Source organism: Pseudomonas sp. SO81 (genome assembly GCF_030374125.1).
Classification (GTDB): domain Bacteria; phylum Pseudomonadota; class Gammaproteobacteria; order Pseudomonadales; family Pseudomonadaceae; genus Aquipseudomonas.
Window position 1 is genome coordinate 258,475 of sequence record NZ_CP126126.1, and the last position, 19,812, is coordinate 278,286.

Below are 19,812 nucleotides of genomic sequence, written 5' to 3' on the forward strand. Positions count from 1 at the left end.
CTTCCTGCGTGTCAGAAGAAGTGGATACGTTCGGCACGGCCTTTGCTCCCGTTGCGTTTTTCCTTGATGAATCTGCGCAACAGCGCGCGCAGCAGATCGAACTGCGGACCGGAAACCAGTTCGTGCATGGCGGGGTTGACTGGTGACGGCTTGACGATGCCGACCACGCAGGTTTTGCCCTCGCAGACCAGCACCAGCTCCAGAGAGCCATCCGCGGCACTGCGAATCGAGAAAGGCGCAACCTTGTTCGGTGGGTTGGTCATCGACAGGGTGTGGTCGGGATCGTTGTCCTTGCCCGGCATGACCTGGTAACCGTCGCCCGAGGCGCCCAGCTCCTCGAAGTCGATCAGCCATGGATCCTGGGTGCATTGAGGCGGGAAACCGCAGTTGCCGGCCAGCCCACCGATATCCAGAGAGAAGCCCTGTTGAGCACCATCGGCTTCCGCGCCGTTGCCCTTGTCCTCAGGCTTCTTGCCCTTGTCGGCGTCTTGCTGTTCCTCGTCCTTTTCCTCTTCCTGCTCACCCTGATCAGCTTCTCCCTGTGCAGAGGGGGCGGCGGAATGGTCAGGGTCGGCGCGCGAGTCGACACCAATGCCGCCCGCGCTTCCCGCACCCTGGCCGGAGCTCTTGCCCTGCTGGTCAGGAGGTACCTGTTCGTCGCCAGGGCCCATGCTCTGGCCTTGGCCATGCCCTTGTTCGGGCTGATCTTCGCCGTGCTCCTGCTGGTCCTGTTCGTGCTTTCCTGATCCGCTGCCCTGGTCCTTGTTATTACCCTGCCCACCGCCGCCACCACCCTGGCCACTACCACCACCACTTTTGCTGGGTGGCGGAAGGGGCGTGGGACAGACGCCGCTGGCGAGCTGCGCATTGGCATCCTCGAACGGAGTGGTGACTCGAACCTCCAGCTCGGTGCCTTGTTCGTACATCACCGCGCGGGTGATTTTCAGATGGACCTTGCCGCCGTCGTGACACTCGCCGAATACGCCATCGACGACGCCAGCCGCACGTAGCTGATCGGTCCACATCAGCGCCGGGGCATTGCGGAACGGGCCTGGCTTGTAGGCGACGAGCACTTTCAGGCGCACCTTGAGCTTGGCCATCTCGTCGAAGGTGATGTCGTATTGCTTCTGGCGGAGTTTCTCCAGCGTCTGTTCCATGACCGCCTTGTGTGCTTCTTCGCCGAGGAACTTGTCCAGCGGTGCTGCCTTGCGCTGGGTGCCTGGCTTGGCCTTGCCACCGGCTAGCTCCTGCAGAGCCTTGGATGACAATCCACCTTTCTTCAGCAGCTCCTGCAGCTTTTTCACCTGGTCAGCGGTCATCGGCGCGTTGTCGGGCATGCCGGCGGCCTCCGCCAGCTTGGCCAGTGCCTCGATGCTTTCCGCACCGTGCTCGTTGAACAGCTTGCTGAGTGCCTTGTGCGTCTCGTCTGGCACCGGTAGTGACTCTAGGCCGCCTTGCACTCCATCGGCGCCAGGTACAGTAGCGCCGCTCTGTGGGGCTTTGCTGGGTTGAGGCTGTTTATCGCCCTTGCCGTCAGCCGCTGCGTCTGGCTCGGTCGGACCGCCCTTGCCGGGAGCCTCACCTTGCTGGTCCGAAGATGAGCCGGGCGCGCTGCCGTTGGGGTCGGTCTTGTCGCCCTTGGTACATCCCTTGCCTTGCTCACACTCGTCAGGCTCAACCTTTTCTGCCTCGGCGCCCTTGTTGCTGCCCTTCGGATCGAGTTTCTTCTCACCTTGGCCCGGCTCGGATGGCTGCGTCTTGTCCCCCTGTTGCTCACCTTGCTTGCCCGGCTCGCTCTGCTCGCTTTTCTCGCCCTTAGCCCCGGCTGAGGGAGCCGAGAACAACCCGGGGCAGTCACCTTCCGGTGGTGTGTCTTCGCACTCGATGTCCTCCTTGTTGAAGGCACCAGAAGTACTTACGGGCTCGCTGAACACATCCTTGAGTCCCTCTGGCGCTGCGTCCTTGACCATGTCGAGCGATTTTTGCGCCAGCGTGGCGGGAAGGTTAGCCAGCGGACCTACTGCCGATACGATCCCGGCGATCTCCTTCTGCACTGCGCAGACGTTCAACGCCGCTTCCATACCGCAATCCACGAGCTTGCGGGCCAGCAGCTTGAGGCAACCCCAGCCCGGGGGCGTGCCGCACTGGATCGCGATCGAGGCAGCCTCCAGGATCGGCCCGATGGTCTTGCTCGTATCGATCACGTCCTTGATCCAGGCGAGGTCCTTGGTATGACTGTCGATGACGTTGGTGGCGTATTTTTCCGCGTCCTCCTTGTACTTGCCGAGCTTGTCGCTCAGCTGGGTGAACTCTTCGCCGAAGGTGTCTTCGGCCATCTTCACCGGGTCGAGGTCGAAGAGTTTGGCCAGCTTCTTCTTGCTACCGGCGACCACCGCATCCATGAACAAGTGAGCGGCTCGGGGAATCAAGATTTTGGCCACTTGCAACAAGGCCTTGAGCAGGGCCTTGGCAATGATCTTGCCCTTGCCACCGCTCGGCTTAGATGGGTGCTTCTCGAAGGTGCTGCGGTACTTCTCGCGAATGCGATCACGCAGGTTGCTCAGCTTGTTCGCTACCCAGACGAAACTGTCGCCGAACTTGTCGCGGAATATCCCCAGCACTTCCGCCGGTTTGCCAGTCCAGCCCAGCAGCCAACTGGACATGTCGGCCAGGCTGCGTTTGTGCTCCTTGCGCTCGGTGCCTTTGCCGGAAACGATCTTGACCATGTTGGCGCTGTCGTTCTTGGGCGGCAGCTTGGTCTTGCCAGTGCCGTCCACCTTGTCCAGCGCTTCTTCGGCCTCGTAGGCTCGCTCCAACAATTCGAGCGAGGCCATCTGCTTCTTGGTGTCGGCACTCGCGGTGGGACCGGATATCTTGGCGCGCAGGGCAGCCTGGTCCTTCTTCCATTTTGCGTGATCGAATTCGTCTTTCAGCTCCGGCGTCTTTACCTTGCGCCGGATCAGCGGCAGCGATGGCGTGACCGCCAAGGGCGCCTCGGGCTGTGGCCGATGTGAGCGGCGCAGAGGGGTGATCTTCTTGGGCGCCTTGAAGAGTGGATCGATCACCTCGTCCTGAGCCTGGTTGGCCAGCGCCATCTCAGCCTTGATCAAGGTACTGCGTGCCAGTTTCAGTGCACCGGCAAGATCCTTGGGTCTGGCGAAGTAGGTCCATAGCCCTTTGCCCGGCTTATGCAGCTGGGCGTACAGGCCACCCTTGATCGGTGGCAGGCCATGCTCAACAGGATTGAAGCGGACCTTCACCTTATATTTGCCGCCGATGTCGGACTCGCTGACGGTCGCGAGTACTAGATTTTCATCGTCGCGAAGGTTGCCAGGGTTGAACTTCAGATCTGTGCCGTTGTGAATGAATTTAACCGCGGAGTCAGACAGTGCTCCGGTGCTCTTTAGGTCCCAACTCTCAGTCTTGCTCCTGTTCTTCGCCCATTGGTTGGTCAGGCGCTGAGCGTCCTTCATACCTTCGCGATAATTCTCAATCTGCTGCTCACCCTTTTCGAGAATTGGTTTGGCTGCTGGCTTGAGCTCGCCTATTTCGACATTGTTCGGGCCCTTGGCAATGCCATCGATGCCGCCACTGGCAGTGACGAAGGGGTTGAAATCACCGGCGGCAATACCTTTAACATTGGCGCGTTTGTGTTTTGTCGGGGTGGTTGTTTCCACGTCTGCACCCAATGTGCCGCGGTTGCCGGCAAAGAACAGTCCGACCCGCGCATGTGGCTTACCGCCATGTTTGCCCAGGTATAGATCGATACTGCCTTGCAAGCCGAGCCCTGCAGCACCACGTGCGGAGTTGGGAGCGGGCGCCTCGATGTCGAGATCAGCGTTGTTATCCTGGGCGATCTTCAGCAGGTCTTCGTGAATGTCCGAGCCGCCCTTCTTGCCCTTGCTGCCAAGCGGTACCCAGAACGGCATGCCGAGCTCCAGGCGCCGCAACACCGGGCCTGTACCGGACAGTTCCGGGACATCTTCAACCGGGCTCGACTGGCGCAACGAGCGCGGTTGACGCTGTTGGATGACATGCGCCAGCTCGTGGGCCAGGAGAAAGTTCGCCGCCGGCCTGTGTCCGTGCCCCAGCCAGACATGGCTGCCATAGGTGAAGGCATGGGAATTGAGTTGCTCGTTCCAGGCGTCGGCCTGTCCGCCGTTGTGCACCCGTACGTCCGACAGGTCGCGACCGAAGCGGGTCTCGAAGAATTGCCGCAGAGCCGGCGATAGTGGGGCGCCGCCATGACCAAGCGCAGACTCCTGCGGCAGAGGGACGTCCATGCTCTGCGCGTCCCTGCCGGCCATGGCGGGTGCTGAAGAGGCGGGCGGGGGCAGGGTACTGACAGTAAATGGCAATGTTCCACCCGCGGGCGTGGGCATGCCCAGTACCCGTTCGGCGGCACGGTCGGCCTCATGTTCCAACGGGTCGTCGCTGGCGCCGACCAGGAGCTTGGTCTGCACGCCGATCAGCTTGTCACGCTGGCAGCTTTCACACTCCCCGGATACACCAGCGCCACCTTTGCCGCAGGCACATTTGCGCTGCAACAGCGACGTCGCCGTCTTGGCGAGGACGGGGGCTGTCTTGGGGGCTACCGTGGCGGCAGGTGCGCTCATCATCGCGTCTCAGGGACAGGTTCGTTCGAGCACTTTCAATGCCCACTTGGCCAGCGACTTGTCGGTGTTGCGCGAGTCGATCTCGTCGGCGACCCAGTCCGGAGCGTCGTTGAAAGCAGCATTGAAAGCCGCTCCGGAACCATGTTTCTGCTTGAGCTCACCGGTATGCACCGAGTGGATCTGCTCGTGCGCCAGGTCGATCCTACAAAGCAGCTGGGCGCAAGGCCCGGTACGCTGGCAATTGGCGGTTATCTTCCCGGTCGAGCTGGTAGACGCGAGTACCTGGACGCCACCGACCTTGGCGGACACGCAAGACTCGATCTGCTCCCCGGTCTTGTTCGCCGGATCGGCCCCACAGGCCTTGTAGTGACCGATGAACTCGTCGGCGGTCTTTATTTCGTCTTTCAGCGCTGCTTCGCAGCCACAGAAGCTGGCATCGACATCGAGGAAGGTCTTGCCGGAAAACTCCTTCTTGAGGTTCTCCGCGCTGGTTGCCAGCTCCGGTACCAATGCACTCTCGCCCTGGAGCTCCTCGACCAGCAGCATTACCGTGACCGGGCCGAGCTGGCCGTCCTGTGCGACGCCATGGGCGAACTGCCAGCGCGCCACCGCCAATGCCAGATCTCGGTCCGACTCCGCCGGTTCAGGTGCGATGCCGACTACATCGCGAATCTCGCTCAGCGTCTTTTTGCTTTTGATACGCGCCTTGTTGAAGCGAATCGCCTCCTTGATCTCCTGCTCCGACATCGGTCGCTCTTTCTTGTCGGTCCCCTGAGGCTCAACAACCAGATCACGCTGCACCGTACCGGTTTGCTGCACTACATGGGTGAGTTCGTGAGCGAGCAGGTGCAGACCATCCGAAGCCTGCGGACGGTACTTCCCCGCGCCGAAAACGATGTCATTGCCGCGTGTATAAGCATGTGCGCCAATCTCGCGTGCCGAGTCGGCAGCCGGACCGTCGTCGTGCACTTTCACGTCGGCGAAGCTCACGCCAAAGCGCGGCTCAAGCGTGGCGCGCGCCTGCGGGTCGAGTGGTCGGCCGCTGCCCAAGAGCGTCCGTTCGACGCTCGCAGGTACGGCCGAGGTTTCGCCTGCGTCACTTGCAAGGCGTTGGATGCGCGGGGCGACTCTTGCGACAGAGTGCCCCGCGGTTGGCTGGCTCACTGCATCGGAGACGCGCTCGGCTTCTCTCTCATAGGCATCGTCAGGGCGACCGAGGGCAAGTTTGGCTTGCACGCCAAGCTGTTTCTTGCGCTTGCACTCCTCGCATTGCTCTCCCGAGCTTGCGGCCTTGCCGCAGGAGCACTGGCGCTGTATCAGGCCGCGCGCGCATGGGATGGAGGAGGGGAGGCTAGGATAGTAGCGTTGGCTTCTCATGACGCTGCCCTCGGTACAATGCGCCCGGCGACAGCTTGCCCTGTTGCGGATGCAGGCTGTCCATGCGGCACCTGTACGCTGCCGACATTGAGCTTATGGTTTCCACCGCAGGCGAGCAGCGCCGCCCTTGCAGCAGGGTCTGCCAGGCGGCTGGCGAGCTCGCTACGCAGGCTTTCGCTGAAGACCGCCGCGTCTGCCGCACTGACACCGCGCAGCACCAGGCGATCGATATGCAAGACGATACGGCTCATACCCACCCCCGGGTTTCGCTGTCGGAAATAGCCTTGTCGCGTTTTGCCGCCTCGATGTGTGCGGCGCGCAGCAAATGCGACATACCCACTGGAGTGCCCGCCTCGGCGGCCAGGAACGCGGCCGCCAGGGCAATGTTGCGAATGGTGCCGCCCGGAACGGCGAGGCGCGCAAGCTTGCTGTAGTCGAGGCCTTCCAGCGGTGTTGCCGCGGGGAAAACACCACTCCACAAAGCCTTGCGCTGGGTCTCATCGGGAAACGGAAAGTGCACGACGAAGCGCAGGCGGCGGGCGAAAGCACTGTCCAATGCGGCCTTGTGGTTGGTGGTGAGAATGGCCAGGCCGCGGTAGGACTCCATGCGCTGCAGCAGGTAGCTGACTTCGATGTTGGCGTAGCGATCGTGGCTGTCCTTGACCTCGCTGCGCTTGCCGAACAGCGCGTCGGCTTCATCGAACAACAGAATGGCGCCGAGCTCCTCGGCACTGTCGAAGACCCGGCGTAGATTCTTCTCGGTTTCACCAATGTACTTGCTGACCACGGCCGACAGGTCGATGCGGTACAGCGCCAGCCCCAGGGTATGGGCCAGCACTTCAGCCGCCAGCGTCTTGCCGGTACCTGAGTCGCCCCAGAATAGGGTGGCGATTCCCAGGCCGCGCGAGCCCTGGTCGGCGAAGCCCCAGTCGTGGTGCACGGTGAGGCGATGGTGTGTGTGGACGGCGATCTGCCGTAGGGTCAACAGTTGCGCCTCCGGCAGAACCAGGTTCTCCCATCCGGCACGTGCCTCAATCGGCTGAGCCAGCTCGCTCATGTTTGGCACTTCGCTCCTGCAGGCCTCGTGCAGGAGCGGCAGATCTATCTGTGGGCTGCCGTTCAGCTGCGCGGCTATGCTGGCGATGCGTCGTGCGCCCAGGCGGTACTGACCGGCCAGAGTATCGAGTAGCGACTCCAGAGCAGCCGCGCGCTCGCCAAGTGCCTCACGCCAAAGTCGGCGCTGTTCTGGAACATCGGGCCGCTCGACACGAAACGGCTCGCCGTCTATCGAGGAGGGCGAGCGACTGGCGATGATGATCAGTCCATCGAGGCGCGCCACGAACTGCTCGAGCGACTTGTCGTCATCTTGCTGGACCACCAGCAGTGCGCCACTCAGCAATGCCGCCTCGCGTTGCCAGAGAATGGCCAGCGCAGCCTGCTCATGGGGCGAGCATGGAATATCGCCGGCGCGCAGGCGAAACAGCACGACACCCAGGCGTCGCGCTATGTCTGCCGCCACATCCTGCTGGCCTAGCGAGTCATCACCGGAAAGCAGTATGGGGCGGAGTCGATTGCGGCACAGCTGCAGGTGCTCTATGGCTGAGGTGCTGACGGCAAGGTGCGGGCGGCACATGAGGCCGGGAGCAGGCACCATCTGCAGCAGAGGTTGCAAGCGAACGTCGAGGTAGTTCAGTCCGCCAAGAAAGTGCAGCACACGCTCGTCCAGGCGCAGGCGCGTTGCAGTCAACCCCTGGCTCTCGTCGACTTCCAGCAAGCGCCACCGCCGCAGTGGCTCCAGTGGTGCGAGCGCACTCCAGTGGGCCGCAGGCAAAAAGGCCAGGGCTAGACTGAACGTTGCCCAGGGGCGCGCTGGCTGGCCGTTGGCGTGGGCACACAGCTGGGCCAGTCGGGTATCCATCTCCACGCCAGCGGTGAGCAACAGGAGGTCGCGCTCGAAGGCACTCAATTCGAATAATTCCGTGAGCGTATCGATAGCGGCGGGTGCCTCCAGCTCCGCGCGCAACCCGTCGACGCGCGCCTGCGCCTCATCGAGATCGCCTTCCCCAAGCAAAGCTCGTAAGCGGGCGAACTCGGCCACCAGCAACTGCTGGTTTGCGGTCGACCAATCCAGGGCGGCGGGGGCGTTCATGTGATGGTCAGCCGTAGATCGAGGAAGGTCGGTGGGGTGGTGCTGTGGTCGACGATCGGGCTGTCGATGCCGTCGATGCGCAGGCGCACCAGATGTTGACCGACTTCGGCCTGCTCGATCAGGAAGTCCAGGCTGGCCGTGGGCGCGGTAAAGCTCTGTGGCGGCACTTCACGCTGGCCGACCAGCAACGTGGCGCGCTGGCCGGCGCGCAGCTCGGGCGTGAAATCGATGGTCACCAGGGCATCGCCGTCGCCGTCACGCGCCACGTTCTGCGGCAGGTTGGTGATATCCGGCGCCAGGGTGAAAGCCAGGCGATTGCTTTCCCTGGCGTTGCTTTCGCCGGGGCGGATCAGGCGTGCATTCGCTTCATAGACGCCCACCGGGAAGTCGTCTGCACGGGCTGCCGGTATCAGCAGCTCCATCTGCGAGCCCAGGTCCGCACCGCTGGCCGTCAGCACTTCGCTCACTTCGTAACGGGGATTGCCGATACGCACTTCGCGATTGCTACCGTTCAGATGGTGCCCACGCAATACGATGTTCTGGCCGAGCCGGGCCACCGGCTGGGCTCCGCTGGGCAATATGGCTTCGAGTGTTGGCAGGGCGGGTATCAGGCTGGGGGAAACCATCACGCCGCGCTCACGCCCCGACAGCGGGTCGATCTCTCCACGGGTCAGCACGGGTAGCGGGGCGAGGGCAGGGCGAGTGGCCTCGATCAGCACCACCGACACCTGGTAGGCCGCCGTAGGCCGCAGGCTGGACTGGGTGGCGGACCATAGCTTGGAGCTTTCCTCGGTGTTCAGCGTTTGCGGGGTAATGCGCAGCAACTCGAACTGATCGGCCAGGCCACATTCGGCTAGCGCCCGCAGGGCCGGAGGCAGGACCACGCCGAGGTCCGGCGAAGGGGTGAGGGCGGTGCGGATCATTTCGCGGGTGATGATCGGGAACTCATGCATCAGCTGCATGGCATAGCCGAGCAGGATTTCGGCATGCAGATCACCGCCGCTGTAGGCGGAAATCAGGTAATACAGGTCCAGCGCCAGCGGCTGGTTGGTCAGGCGCTGGCGACCGCCGGCGTCATGCGACGGCAGCGCCTGGTTGCGCCAACTGACGTTGGGCATCGCCTGATAGAGAAACAGGTTGAGCTGGCTCGACTCGGTGCCATCGGCCGGCACCACGCGGTCGGGCGCCAGCACGCTTACGGTCACCGTACTGCCGAGAATACCGGCGACATTGTGGTTGACCAGCCCATCGTTGAGCCTGTCGCGCAGCACGGCGGTGACGCCGGCTAGGGCCAGGGCGGTACTCATCGTCCGTCTCCCTTGCGCTTGGCCAGGTAGTCATCCAGGGACAATGGCGCTGGTCCCTTGCGCGTCTCGCGCTTGCTCGGCGCGCTTTCTTGGATGGCGGTGACTTCGATTCGGCCGATATGGATATGCACTTCATCCGCTTGTTGTGGGGGGGCTTTCACGGCGCTTGGCGCAGCGGGAGCAGCGGCCTGCCTGACCGGCACGGCACGCGGGGAGAGCAGGTTGGTCGGCAGGGGCAGGGCGCCGCTCGCATTTTGCGAAGCGATGCCGGTCTGCAGAGAATCCGCTCTTGCAGCGCCGGTCATGTCGAGCTGTGCATGTGGCTCGGCTGCGCGGATATGCTCGGGCTTGGCTGCATCTGCGCGAGGCTCGATGGTTGGCGTCGGCTGGGCGACTTCAGCAGGTGGGATGGCCCATGCATCGGGTGCACCTGAAGCGGGTTGCCGGAGTGGGGCAAGCGGCTCGGGCAACACGATGTCGGCCGGTGCTTCCGGCGCGCTGACTCTGGCCGAAGAGGAACGAACATGGGTGGCATCCCGCGCACTTCCTTCACTGTCGACTGGCATCGCCGGCTGATCGGGGATGGATTGGTGACTCGCTGTCAGCGGCGTCGAAGGCTGTTCCAAGTACGCCTCTGGCGTCTCTGGTAACGCAGTGGGGGAGGATTCCAGTGATGGCTGCTCGAGTGCGCCGCGATAGGGCAGCGAAGCCGGTGAGTGCAATGTCGCCTCGCGTCTACCGCTGGCCTGCGCCGCGAGGCGAGTGAAAAGACCGTTCATGGCGCTACCCTCACCAGATAGGCGCTTCGCCGCGCGGGGCTCAGCGCCAGGATCTCTGCCTCGTTCCAGCCATAGGCCTGGGCGAGCAGATGCACCTCGTTCAGCAGCTGGCGGGCGCTGACATCGACTTCCTCCCACAGGTAGCCCGCTACGTCTAAACCGGCCTCGCCATCCCGGCCACAAGCCGGGCACTGGAAGGCCAATGACAGGTCGGCCCAGGGGTCGGCACTCTCCAGTGCGCCTTCGATCTGCTCACGTGGAATACCCGAGACCGCGGAATCTCCGACGCATCCCAGCAGCAATTGCTCAGCCGCCAGTTCCATATCGACCATCTGGGCGACGCGAGCCAGGTCGCGGCTGGTCGGACAACGAAAGCGCTGCCCGGCCACTTCGACGGACTCGGGTGGTGGCTGCATGGCTGGGAGCTGATCCGGCATCAGCTCGAACTCCATGCGCTCGCCGCAGGCCGGGCAATCCAGCCAGAACGACATGCGGCTGCCGAAACTGTTCCAGCGCAGCCGCATGAGCGCCGCGTTGCATTCGCCGAGCGGCCGGTCGGCCAGTTGCTCGGCGGGGATGTCCGGCGCGGCCTGGGCGAACAGCAACAGCGCGCGGTCGAGCGGGTGTCGTGTCGCGCCGTGTTCCCATAGGGCCAGTAGCCGGGAGGAGGTGAGAGGCAACATGCTGCTCAGGCCGGCTCGGTGTAGCTGGGTTCGGTGGGCTCGGTCACGTCGTAGTCACGCTCCCAGCCTTCGTTCTCCAGCTTGATGGTCTGGATGGCCACCGCGTTGGCATTGGCGTCCAGGTCCGGCAGGGCCTGGAACTCCGACACCCAGCATCGGAACACCTTGTAGGCGAGGGCGAGTTGGCCTGCCTCGTTGTACACCTCGATGATCAGGTCCTTGCGGAAGTCCTTGAGCGACACCTCGGCGCCCAGGCCTGCGCCGAAATTCCACACCTTGTTGGCCCACTTTTCGAACTCGGTGTCGTGGGTGACGCCACGTTCCAGGGTGATGGCCTCGAACTTGGTGCGGCCGGGCGACTTGCGCGAGGTGGAGGGGTCGCCACCCTCGCGATGCTCGACCATCTCGGTGCTGCGCTTGAGGGCGCCGACCTTGCTGATGCCGGCGACGTAGCGGCCGTCCCACTTCACCCGGAATTTGAAGTTCTTGTACGGATCGAAACGCTGTGCGTTGGCGCTGAACTGAGCCATGGTCTGGTTCTCCTAGACGTCGATCTGCCCGGCCATCTGCTGCAGCTTGATGACCACGAACTCGGCGGGTTTGAGCGGGGCGAAGCCAACCAGGATGTTCACCACCCCGCGGTTGATGTCGCTCTGCGTGGTGGTTTCACGGTCGCATTTGACGAAGTAGGCATCGCGCGGACTGGAGCCCTGGAAGGCACCTTGGCGGAACAGGTCCTGCATGAAGGCACCAATGTTCAGGCGGATCTGCGCCCACAGCGGCTCGTCATTCGGTTCGAATACGACCCACTGGGTGCCGCGGAACAGGCTTTCCTCGAGGAACAGTGCCAGGCGGCGGATCGGCACGTACTTCCATTCCGACGCCAGCAGATCCGCCCCGGCCAGCGTGCGCGCGCCCCAGACCAGGTGGCCGGCGACCGGGAAGGTGCGCAGGCAGTTGAGGCCCACGGGGTTGAGCACGCCGTTCTGCCGATCGGTCATGGTGTAGCTGAAGCCCTGTACGCCGGAGAAGGATGCCGCCAGACCGGCCGGGGCTTTCCACACGCCGCGCTGTACATCGGTGCGCGCCATGATCCCGGCCACCGCGCCACAGGGCGCAAACTCGGCCAGGCGGTTTTCGGACAACGGATCGGCCATGCGCAGGCGCGGGTAGTACACCGCCGCGTTGATCGCATCGTCGTTGCCGATCGTTGCGCGCAGCGCGTTCACGCCATCCTCGGCGTCGGCAATGGCGGTGCTCGGGGTGGCCGTCCAGGCGGCCGGAGAGTCGATGATCAGCATGGCGCGGCGCGTCTGGCAGTAGCTCGCGGCTGCCGCCAGCGTGGCGGGGTCGAGGTCGGTGTCGCGTTCGAGGGGAGGGATGCACAGCAGGTTGAACAGGTCCGCCGCGTCCAGCGCGAAGATTCCGGTGCGATCGTCCTCATCGCCGGTGATGGTGGTGTCCTCGATTGGATCGCCATCTTCGCCGAGGCTGCCCGCCGTGGTCGCCGTGCCATCGTCATTGGCGACGGTGAGCGTGCCGTCCGTGGGGCTCTCATCGACGGGCGCAGAGGCCTGGACATTGACCAGCGCCGATTGCTCGTTGAGTACGGTGTCGACGAAGCGCGGGCTCAGCGGGTCTACCGACAGGTTGCGAAACACCTCCGAGGCAACGGTGACAGTGCCTCCTGGGCGATCCAGCTCTTCGATCAGCAAGTTGAACAGCAGCGTGTCCGCGGTATCACGCGTCAGGTGATCGACCGTTGCCTGCAGCCGGCTACCCCAGACTCCCGGGCTGGCGGCCTCCAGCAACAGCGAGCCGGTGGCCGTGGGCAGTTCCAGCGTCGCGGTCACGGCTGCGTTGGCCACGCGAACGATCAGCGCATCGCTACCGCCATGCTGGAAGAACTGCAGCACCGCGTAGCTCATGGTGCTGGGTTGCCAGAGGCTGCCGAACAAGCGTGAATATTCCGCAAAACTCTGGACGCGAACGGGCTCGTCGATCGGCCCACGCAGTGCGCGCCCGATGAACGCCGTGATCGAGGTGGCGACGCCGGTAATGCTGCGCACGCCGCTGGGTACTTCTTCGATGTAGACGCCGGGGTAACTCAGGTTGGAAGGCATGAGCTGGACTCCTCAGAGAGAATCTGATGCCCGGCCTAATGCAAAGATGGCGCGCATACCGGGCATGGAACTACTCGGTGCACAAGTTGGATCGATGCGGACAATGCGATGCGCGCAATCAGGAAAGACGAGCGTCCAGGCCCAAATGCGGCGGAGAGGAAGTAGCTTTTGCTTCCGTCCATGAAAACTAGGCGTCAAACGCGGACTGCAGGAGCCCGATTGGCCATACGGCCGATGAATCTATTTCTGACGATAGGTTAGCGAAGCCGTGGCGCAATGCTGTCACTGTGCCAGGCTGACGAGAGGTATGGAGGCTGGGCGAGAAACTTAACGTAAGTCACATTATGCGAGGCTTGAAAAGCCTGGTCACCACGCCGAGTCACCGCGCTATATAAGTTCGCATAATGTATATTATGTTAAACGAAGTATATGATTGACTCCAGCCAGCGCTAAGGGCCTGCCCGGCTGGTAACTGGTTACCTACTCTGACTTGGAAACCTGGAACACACGCGTCAATTAGGAAAACGATTCGAACCATCACCTCCAACGGGCGCTGCAGTGGTTTGGCCTGGTGATGTTCTTGCTGGCCGCGGGACTGGCGATGTCACCGACCTGTATCACCAGGCCAGTGGTATCCACGCTGATTGCGCTATTGGGCATGCTCGGGCTGCTATCGCTGGTACCGGCACGTTTCATCTGACCCTGTACCTGATGAGCCCGAGCAAGAAGGACTCCAACCGGCCCTAGGCCATCGAACCGGTTTCCAGTTCGGCCGGCTCCGTCACTACCTTGACCTGGGGCTTCTCGTGCTGGGGCTTGTACAGGTGCTCGAAGCAGAAATTGGTCGCCTCGACGTAGCCTTCTGCCGCGCCGCAGTCGAAGCGTCTGCCCTTGAACTTGTAGGCCAGCACGCAGCCTTGCTGGGCCTGCTTGAGCAAGGCGTCGGTGATCTGGATCTCGCCGCCCTTGCCCGGCTCGGTCTGCTCGATGAGCTTGAAGATGTCGGGCGTGAGGATGTAGCGGCCGATGATCGCCAGGTTCGATGGCGCGTCTTCCGGGCGAGGTTTCTCCACCATGCGATCGACCCGGAAGATGTCGTCGCGAATGGCCTCGCCGGAGATCACACCGTACTTCGATACCTCTTCGGGCGGCACTTCCTGGATGGCCACGATGCTGCAGCGGAACTGGTTGTACAGCTTGACCATCTGCGTCAGCACGCCATCGCCGCCGGGGTTCAGGCACAGGTCATCGGCCAGCACCACGGCGAAGGCCTCGTCGCCGATCAGCGGACGGCCGGTGAGAATCGCGTGACCGAGGCCCTTCATCTCGACCTGGCGCGTGTAGGAAAAGGTGCATTGATCGATCAGACGGCGAATGCCACGCAGGGCATTCTCCTTGCTGGTATTGCTGATCTCGTGCTCCAGCTCGTAGCTGATGTCGAAGTGATCTTCCAGCGAGCGCTTGCCGCGTCCCGTGACCATGGCGATCTGGGTCAGACCGGCCTGGTAGGCTTCCTCGACGCCGTACTGGATCAGCGGCGTATCCACCACCGGCAGCATTTCCTTGGGCATGGACTTGGTGGCGGGAAGGAAGCGGGTTCCGTAGCCCGCGGCGGGAAACAGGCATTTCTTGATCATCGTGGTCTCACCGATTGACGTGTCAGCATTGATCAGCTGACTGGCCCGGTTCCGCTCTAGTTCAAGGTTTTTCCTCAGTCTTCCTGCGGGATGATGGATATCTTGCCGTTGCGTTCGATGATGGCGAACTTGATCTGCTCTACCCGCTCGATGCCGCTTTCGCGTGCCGATTCCATGATGTCGTCGAGCTTCAGGCGCGACTTTTCCAGGCGCTTTTCCAGCGGCACACCGTTCTCCACCACGATGGTCGGCGTGCCGTCGAGCAGCGCGGCGAAACGCTGCGAATGACGCTTGAGCAGCGAGGCCCCCACATCGAGAACGATCAAGGTGATGATCACCAGCAAGGCGTTGGTCAGCGAAAAATCCTCGCCGAGCAAGGCCTGCTGGGTGGCCTCGCCGATGATCAGCAGCAGCACGAAGTCGAAGGTGGTCAGCTGGGCCAGCGAGCGGCGCCCGGCCAGCTTGAACAGCACGACCAAAGCGAGATAGATGGCGGCGGCGCGAAGTACAGCGTCCATGGGCGAGCCTCAGGGCAGGATCAGTTGTTGCAACGCGACGCGCTGCGCGCCGGTGCCGATGCTGGCGTCGTAGCGCCCGATGCCCTCGGCGCGCATATCCAGGCGCAGGCGCACCCTGCCCTGGCCATCCGCGGCTGCCAGCAGGCGCTGGCCGGAGCCGTCGAACGTCGCGCTGCGCAGCGGTTGCGGCTCGATGGTCTCGATGCTGACGCCATCGAACAGCTCGCCGCTCAGGTCGATTTCCACCTGCCGCTCCCCTGCCCCCTGTACTTCGATCAGCAGCTCCGAATGCGCGCCGTTGCGGGCGACACGCTGGTATTCCACCTGCAGTCGCCCGTCGGCGCTGCTGGCCTTGGCGGAACTCAGCGGGCCCTTGCCGAATATCCCGGCCAGGGCCAGCAGGACAACTACGAGCAGGCAACACCAGCCAACCCGTTCCGCGCGCCAGGCCCTGAGCTGCAGTGGCATGTCTTCACGCACCGGCTCGGTTCTGCTGCGGGCTTCATCTGCATTCATCGATTCGCTCTCCGCTCGATCAGCTGCGAGTGATGGTCAGCACCACCGCGGCGATACGCTCGACCGCCTCGTAACCGGGCTCCAGCAGCTGCTCGCTGAACAGGTCCGGATCCATTTCGCGGTAGCTCCAGACGAAGTCCTGCCCGGCCAGGTAGGCCTTGCAGTGCTCCAGTAGCGGATCGCGCCCGGTGACCATGGCCACGCCGGTGTACAGCAACAGGCTGCCGCCCGGTGCCAGGCGTGGCAGCGCTGCGTCGATCAGGGTAAAGGCCAGTTCCGCGCCCAGCGCACCGCCGCCGTGGCGATACGGACGCTGCTGCGGATCGAGCATGTAGGGCGGATTGCTCAGGATCAGGTCGAACTGGCCGCTGACTGCGTCGAGCAGATCGCTGCGCAGCACGCGCAGATTGCCGATGCCGGCCAGGCGCGCGTTGACCTCGGTGTACTCCAGCGCCAGCGGATTGATATCGAGGGCGAACACCTCCGCGGCGCTGTCGGCCTGGGCCACCAGCAGTGCGCCCGGCCCTGCCCCGCAGCCGATATCGGCGACTCGACGCAATGTTGTAGCTGGCTGCTGGCGCAGATGCTGCTCGATGGCCTGGGCATAGCGATAGGTGTCCGGGCCGAAGAACACCGCATCGTCCTCCTGGGTCGGGTAACGCGAATGCACGTAGAGCTCGTCGCCCAGGCTGGACCAGCGCACGGTGCTGAGCCAGCCGCCGTGCGGCGTCTCCAGCAGGGCGTTGGCGCTGTCCAGCAGCCCGAACAGCTCGTCGCCGATGGTCTCGCGCTGGAACGGCCGGCTCCAGCCGAACACACCGGGTAGATCACTCGCCCAGGCGTTTTCCGGGCGCGCGTTGACCCGGCTGTGGGTCAGCGGCGTCACCGTGGTGAAACGATAGGCGCGGGCGTGCAGAGCCTGGCCGAGGCGCAGCAGGTGGCGATTGACCCGGCCCATCAGCGGTGGCTCGCGGCGAACAGGCGGGTCGCCAACAGGCCGGCCGGTGTGTGATGCAAGGCTGGCGACATCAGCTCGATCAGTCGCGCGCTGCGTTGCGCGGTGGACAGCTGCTCCAGCTCCGCCAGCAGGGCACGGGTCTCGCTGGCGAAGTCGCCCTCGCCCGCGTCCTGTGGTGCCTCCTGGCGCTGGGTGATCGACGCGCCCTCCTCACCCAGCCATTCGCCGGCGATCCAGTCATGCAGCAGCTGTCGCTCGTAGGGATTGAACACGCCGAACATGGCCGCCTTCTGGCCGTCGATCAGCTGCCAGAAGTGGCTGTCCTGCGGATCCTGATGGCGGCGGATCCAGCCTCGTGCCTGCAGCGCGGCGAGAAAGTCGCCCATGCGCCCCGGCGCGCCGAGCCACTGGTTGACCGTGCGGCCGTCGATGCGGCAATGATCGGAGTGCACCCGCCCGGCAACCTGGCGCTTGCGCTCGAACATGGCCAGCAATTCACGCTCGAGGTCGAATTCGTCGATCACCGCATTGCTGCAACGGCCCAGCTCGTTGAGACGGTAGCCAAGGCTGACGCGGTGCAGGAACTCGTCGCGATCGCCGACCACCGGCAGGTTGTCGAGCACCGCCTGCACGGCTCGCTGGGCGTGGCCGCTGGCGGCGTTGTCGATGGTCACGTGCAGCTGGAAGTAATAGGGGTCGATGCCCAGCTCGCCGAGCTCGTAGGTGCAGATCAACAGGTGCAGCGGCAACTGTTCGTAGCCCAGGTTGTAGCCGATCAGTTCCGGCAGGTAGCGCTCGGCCAGGTAGCCCAGGGCCAGCTGCTGCACGCCCTGGATATAGTGGGCATCGCTCAACCCGCTCAGTTCGTCGCAACCGTGCTCGGCCAGCAGACGGCGGTACAGCAGCACATGGTTCTGCGCCGGCTGGCCGCTGCCCAGCTCCTCGACATAGGTCTGCACCAGCGGCTGGAAGCGCAGCTCGTGCCAGTGTGGCAGCACGCCGTACAGCCAGGCGCCGTCCACCAGCTTGGTCGGCGCCACGCCGCGCAGAAAATACAGGGCGTGGGCGCGGCCGCTGAAGTAGCGGCGCGGCTCGCCGCGCTTGCGCGCCTGCAGGTACTCGGCGTAGGCCTCGGTGGTGCGTTTGGCCCCCGCCCTCACCCACTCCAGCAGGCGCTGCGGATCGCTCGGCAGGTCACAGGGCAGGCGTTCGGCCATGGCCAGCTGGGTATCGAGAAAATCCCCGGCCCGCGCCAGGATGGTGGCATCCGCCGGCCCGCGCAACAGCGCTTCGTAGGTGTCGCGCACCGGGTGGCAATCCACCGCGCTCAGCGGGCAAGTCGGGGGCGGTGCAGTGGTACTCATGGTCATGGCAGGGTTCTCGCACGATGCCTGGTATCAGTGGGAGTGCCGGTGCGCCGCAAAGATTCCACCAACAGGATTGGCGGGTTACTTGAACTCGGCGAAGCCGGGGGCCGTCCCTTGGGAAGGACCTAGCCCGGTAGATCGCCATGCCTGAACACTGCTCCGCCCCCACCTTCGGCATCGAGGAGGAATTCCTCCTGGTCGATCCGCGCAGCCGCGATGTGGTGGCCCAGCCGCCGTCCGGCTTGCTGGAGGCCTGCCGCCGGGCTTTCGACACGCGCCTGGCCGAGGAGATGTTCCGCAGCCAGATCGAACTGGTGACGCCGGTGCTGCACGATCTCGCCGGCGCCCGCACCTGCCTGTTGGAAGGCCGCCAGCGCCTGGCCGATATCGCCGAGAGCTTCGGCCTTGGCCTGTACGGCGCGGCCACCCATCCCTTCGCCGACTGGCGCCAGCAGCTGGCCACCGACACGCCGCACTATGCCCAGCTGTTCGCCGACTACCGTGACGTGGCCCAGCGCAGCCTGCTGTCCGGCTTGCATGTGCATGTCGGCGTGCCGACGGAGGTCGATCGGGTGCGGGTGATGAACCGGGTGCTGCCCTGGCTGCCGCTGTTGCTCGCGCTCAGCGCTTCGTCGCCGTTCTGGAATGGTCGGCGTAGCGGTCTGCTCAGCTACCGCCGCGCCCTGTGCGGGGAATGGCCGCGCATGGGCATTCCCGAGGCTCTGCCCGACGAGCCGGCGTTGCAGGCCTACATCGACCTGCTGCTGGCCTCCGAATCGATCCGCAAGCGTGGCGATGTGTGGTGGTTCATCCGTCCCTCGGCGCGCTTTCCCACCCTGGAGCTGCGCATCGCCGACGCCTGCCCGCGGGTGGCGGACGTGCTGTGCATTGCCGGGCTGTTCCGCGGCCTGGTGGCCTGGGCCATCGAGGCCAAGGATCCGGTGGACATGGGCCTGCAGCGCCTGGTGCTGGAAGAGAACTACTGGCGCGCCCGGCGCCAGGGCGGCGCGGCGCATTTTCTCGATGTGGACGGTCGCAGCGCGTTGCGGGCGCTGGACTGGCTGGCGCAGCTGCGCGAGCGGATCGGCCCCTGGGTCGAGGCGTTCGGCGATGGCGAAGTGTTCGAGCAGGCCCGGCGCATCCTGCGTCATGGCAGCAGTGCGCAGCGCCAGCTGGCGCTGTATGAGGGTGTGCGCAGCACCGGCATCGGGCAACGCCAGGCGCTGGCTGCGGTAGTCGATCAGGTGCTGGATGAAACCCGGGCCCGCTCCGTGCGGAGCGAGCCCGAACCGGCCTAGGCAGCCTGGCTGCCGAGAGACTGCTTGAGGCTGCGCTTGCGCTCCTCCATCAGTTTGCCCAGCTCCTCCAGCTTCTGTGCCCCGAGCAGCTCCTCGGCCTTGGGGAACATCTCCTCTTCTTCCTCTTCGATGTGGTGCTCCAGCAGCTCCTTGAGCACCTTGGCGCGGCCGGCGAAGTTGATAGTCGCAGGGTCGGTCTTGATCAGATCCGGCAGCACCAGGGAGTCCACGGTGCGGTGTTCCTCCTTGGCCTCGGCCGACATCACCCCTTCCTCGCGGCCGCCGGCCTTCTCGTAGGCGGGGTAGAAGATCTGTTCCTCGATATCGGTGTGCACCGCCAGTTCGACGTGCAGTTTGTGCAGCAGATCCTGCCGGGTCTTGACCCCACGCTCGGTGGTGGCGACGAGTTTTTCCAGCAGTTGCTTGACCACCTGATGGTCCTGTTTGAGCAGCTCTACGGCGTTCATGTTGTTCTCCAGGCTAT

Annotated in this window: 16 protein-coding genes; 1 reads left to right on the forward strand and 15 read right to left on the reverse strand. The window is 64.1% G+C overall.

Going from position 1 to position 19,812, the window contains the following annotated elements:
- Window positions 1–11: 11 nt before the first annotated feature.
- The 14 genes from OH686_RS01130 to OH686_RS01195 form a co-directional block, all read right to left on the reverse strand.
- On the reverse strand, window positions 12–4,616 hold the full coding sequence (locus OH686_RS01130) for an eCIS core domain-containing protein (RefSeq protein WP_289535817.1): 4,605 nt from the start codon (window positions 4,614–4,616) through the stop codon (window positions 12–14).
- Window positions 4,617–4,625: 9 nt separating this feature from the next.
- Complete coding sequence (locus tag OH686_RS01135) at window positions 4,626–5,993, reverse strand: eCIS core domain-containing protein (RefSeq protein ID WP_289535818.1); 1,368 nt, start codon at window positions 5,991–5,993, stop codon at window positions 4,626–4,628.
- Window positions 5,990–6,244: a hypothetical protein gene (locus tag OH686_RS01140; protein WP_289535819.1), complete on the reverse strand. Its 255-nt coding sequence runs from the start codon at window positions 6,242–6,244 to the stop codon at window positions 5,990–5,992. The genes OH686_RS01135 and OH686_RS01140 overlap by 4 nt, the downstream gene beginning before the upstream one ends.
- The gene (locus OH686_RS01145) at window positions 6,241–8,142 is read right to left on the reverse strand and encodes an ATP-binding protein (protein WP_289535820.1); all 1,902 of its coding nucleotides are present in this window, start codon (window positions 8,140–8,142) and stop codon (window positions 6,241–6,243) included. Before OH686_RS01145 ends, OH686_RS01140 begins: the two co-directional genes overlap by 4 nt.
- On the reverse strand, window positions 8,139–9,449 hold the full coding sequence (locus OH686_RS01150) for a Pvc16 family protein (RefSeq protein WP_289535821.1): 1,311 nt from the start codon (window positions 9,447–9,449) through the stop codon (window positions 8,139–8,141). Before OH686_RS01150 ends, OH686_RS01145 begins: the two co-directional genes overlap by 4 nt.
- Window positions 9,446–10,228, reverse strand: coding sequence for a hypothetical protein (locus tag OH686_RS01155; protein WP_289535822.1), 783 nt, complete (start codon window positions 10,226–10,228; stop codon window positions 9,446–9,448). Before OH686_RS01155 ends, OH686_RS01150 begins: the two co-directional genes overlap by 4 nt.
- Window positions 10,225–10,911: a hypothetical protein gene (locus tag OH686_RS01160; RefSeq protein WP_289535823.1), complete on the reverse strand. Its 687-nt coding sequence runs from the start codon at window positions 10,909–10,911 to the stop codon at window positions 10,225–10,227. Before OH686_RS01160 ends, OH686_RS01155 begins: the two co-directional genes overlap by 4 nt.
- A 5-nt stretch (window positions 10,912–10,916) precedes the next feature.
- Complete coding sequence (locus OH686_RS01165) at window positions 10,917–11,441, reverse strand: phage tail protein (RefSeq protein WP_192398232.1); 525 nt, start codon at window positions 11,439–11,441, stop codon at window positions 10,917–10,919.
- A gap of 12 nt (window positions 11,442–11,453) precedes the next feature.
- On the reverse strand, window positions 11,454–13,034 hold the full coding sequence (locus tag OH686_RS01170) for a phage tail sheath family protein (RefSeq protein WP_289535824.1): 1,581 nt from the start codon (window positions 13,032–13,034) through the stop codon (window positions 11,454–11,456).
- A 743-nt stretch (window positions 13,035–13,777) separates the two neighbouring features.
- Window positions 13,778–14,671, reverse strand: coding sequence for a UTP--glucose-1-phosphate uridylyltransferase GalU (gene galU, locus OH686_RS01175; RefSeq protein ID WP_289535825.1), 894 nt, complete (start codon window positions 14,669–14,671; stop codon window positions 13,778–13,780).
- A 74-nt stretch (window positions 14,672–14,745) separates the two neighbouring features.
- Window positions 14,746–15,189 carry a DUF421 domain-containing protein gene (locus tag OH686_RS01180; RefSeq protein WP_137973161.1) on the reverse strand — a complete coding sequence of 148 codons (444 nt, stop codon included), beginning with the start codon at window positions 15,187–15,189 and terminating at the stop codon, window positions 14,746–14,748.
- A 9-nt stretch (window positions 15,190–15,198) separates the two neighbouring features.
- Window positions 15,199–15,705, reverse strand: a complete 507-nt coding sequence (locus OH686_RS01185; protein WP_289535826.1) for a hypothetical protein — start codon at window positions 15,703–15,705, stop codon at window positions 15,199–15,201.
- A 19-nt stretch (window positions 15,706–15,724) separates the two neighbouring features.
- Window positions 15,725–16,663: a methyltransferase gene (locus OH686_RS01190; protein ID WP_289535827.1), complete on the reverse strand. Its 939-nt coding sequence runs from the start codon at window positions 16,661–16,663 to the stop codon at window positions 15,725–15,727.
- On the reverse strand, window positions 16,663–18,027 hold the full coding sequence (locus tag OH686_RS01195; protein WP_289538761.1) for an iron-containing redox enzyme family protein: 1,365 nt from the start codon (window positions 18,025–18,027) through the stop codon (window positions 16,663–16,665). Before OH686_RS01195 ends, OH686_RS01190 begins: the two co-directional genes overlap by 1 nt.
- Before the next feature lie 146 nt (window positions 18,028–18,173).
- Between OH686_RS01195 and OH686_RS01200 the strand changes: the two genes are divergently transcribed.
- The gene (locus OH686_RS01200) at window positions 18,174–19,328 is read left to right on the forward strand and encodes a carboxylate-amine ligase (RefSeq protein WP_289535828.1); all 1,155 of its coding nucleotides are present in this window, start codon (window positions 18,174–18,176) and stop codon (window positions 19,326–19,328) included.
- Here OH686_RS01200 and OH686_RS01205 read toward each other — a convergent pair.
- Window positions 19,325–19,795 carry a PA2171 family ribosome-binding persister protein gene (locus OH686_RS01205; RefSeq protein WP_289535829.1) on the reverse strand — a complete coding sequence of 157 codons (471 nt, stop codon included), beginning with the start codon at window positions 19,793–19,795 and terminating at the stop codon, window positions 19,325–19,327. The two genes, OH686_RS01200 and OH686_RS01205, sit on opposite strands and share 4 nt — an antisense overlap.
- Window positions 19,796–19,812 lie beyond the last annotated feature (17 nt).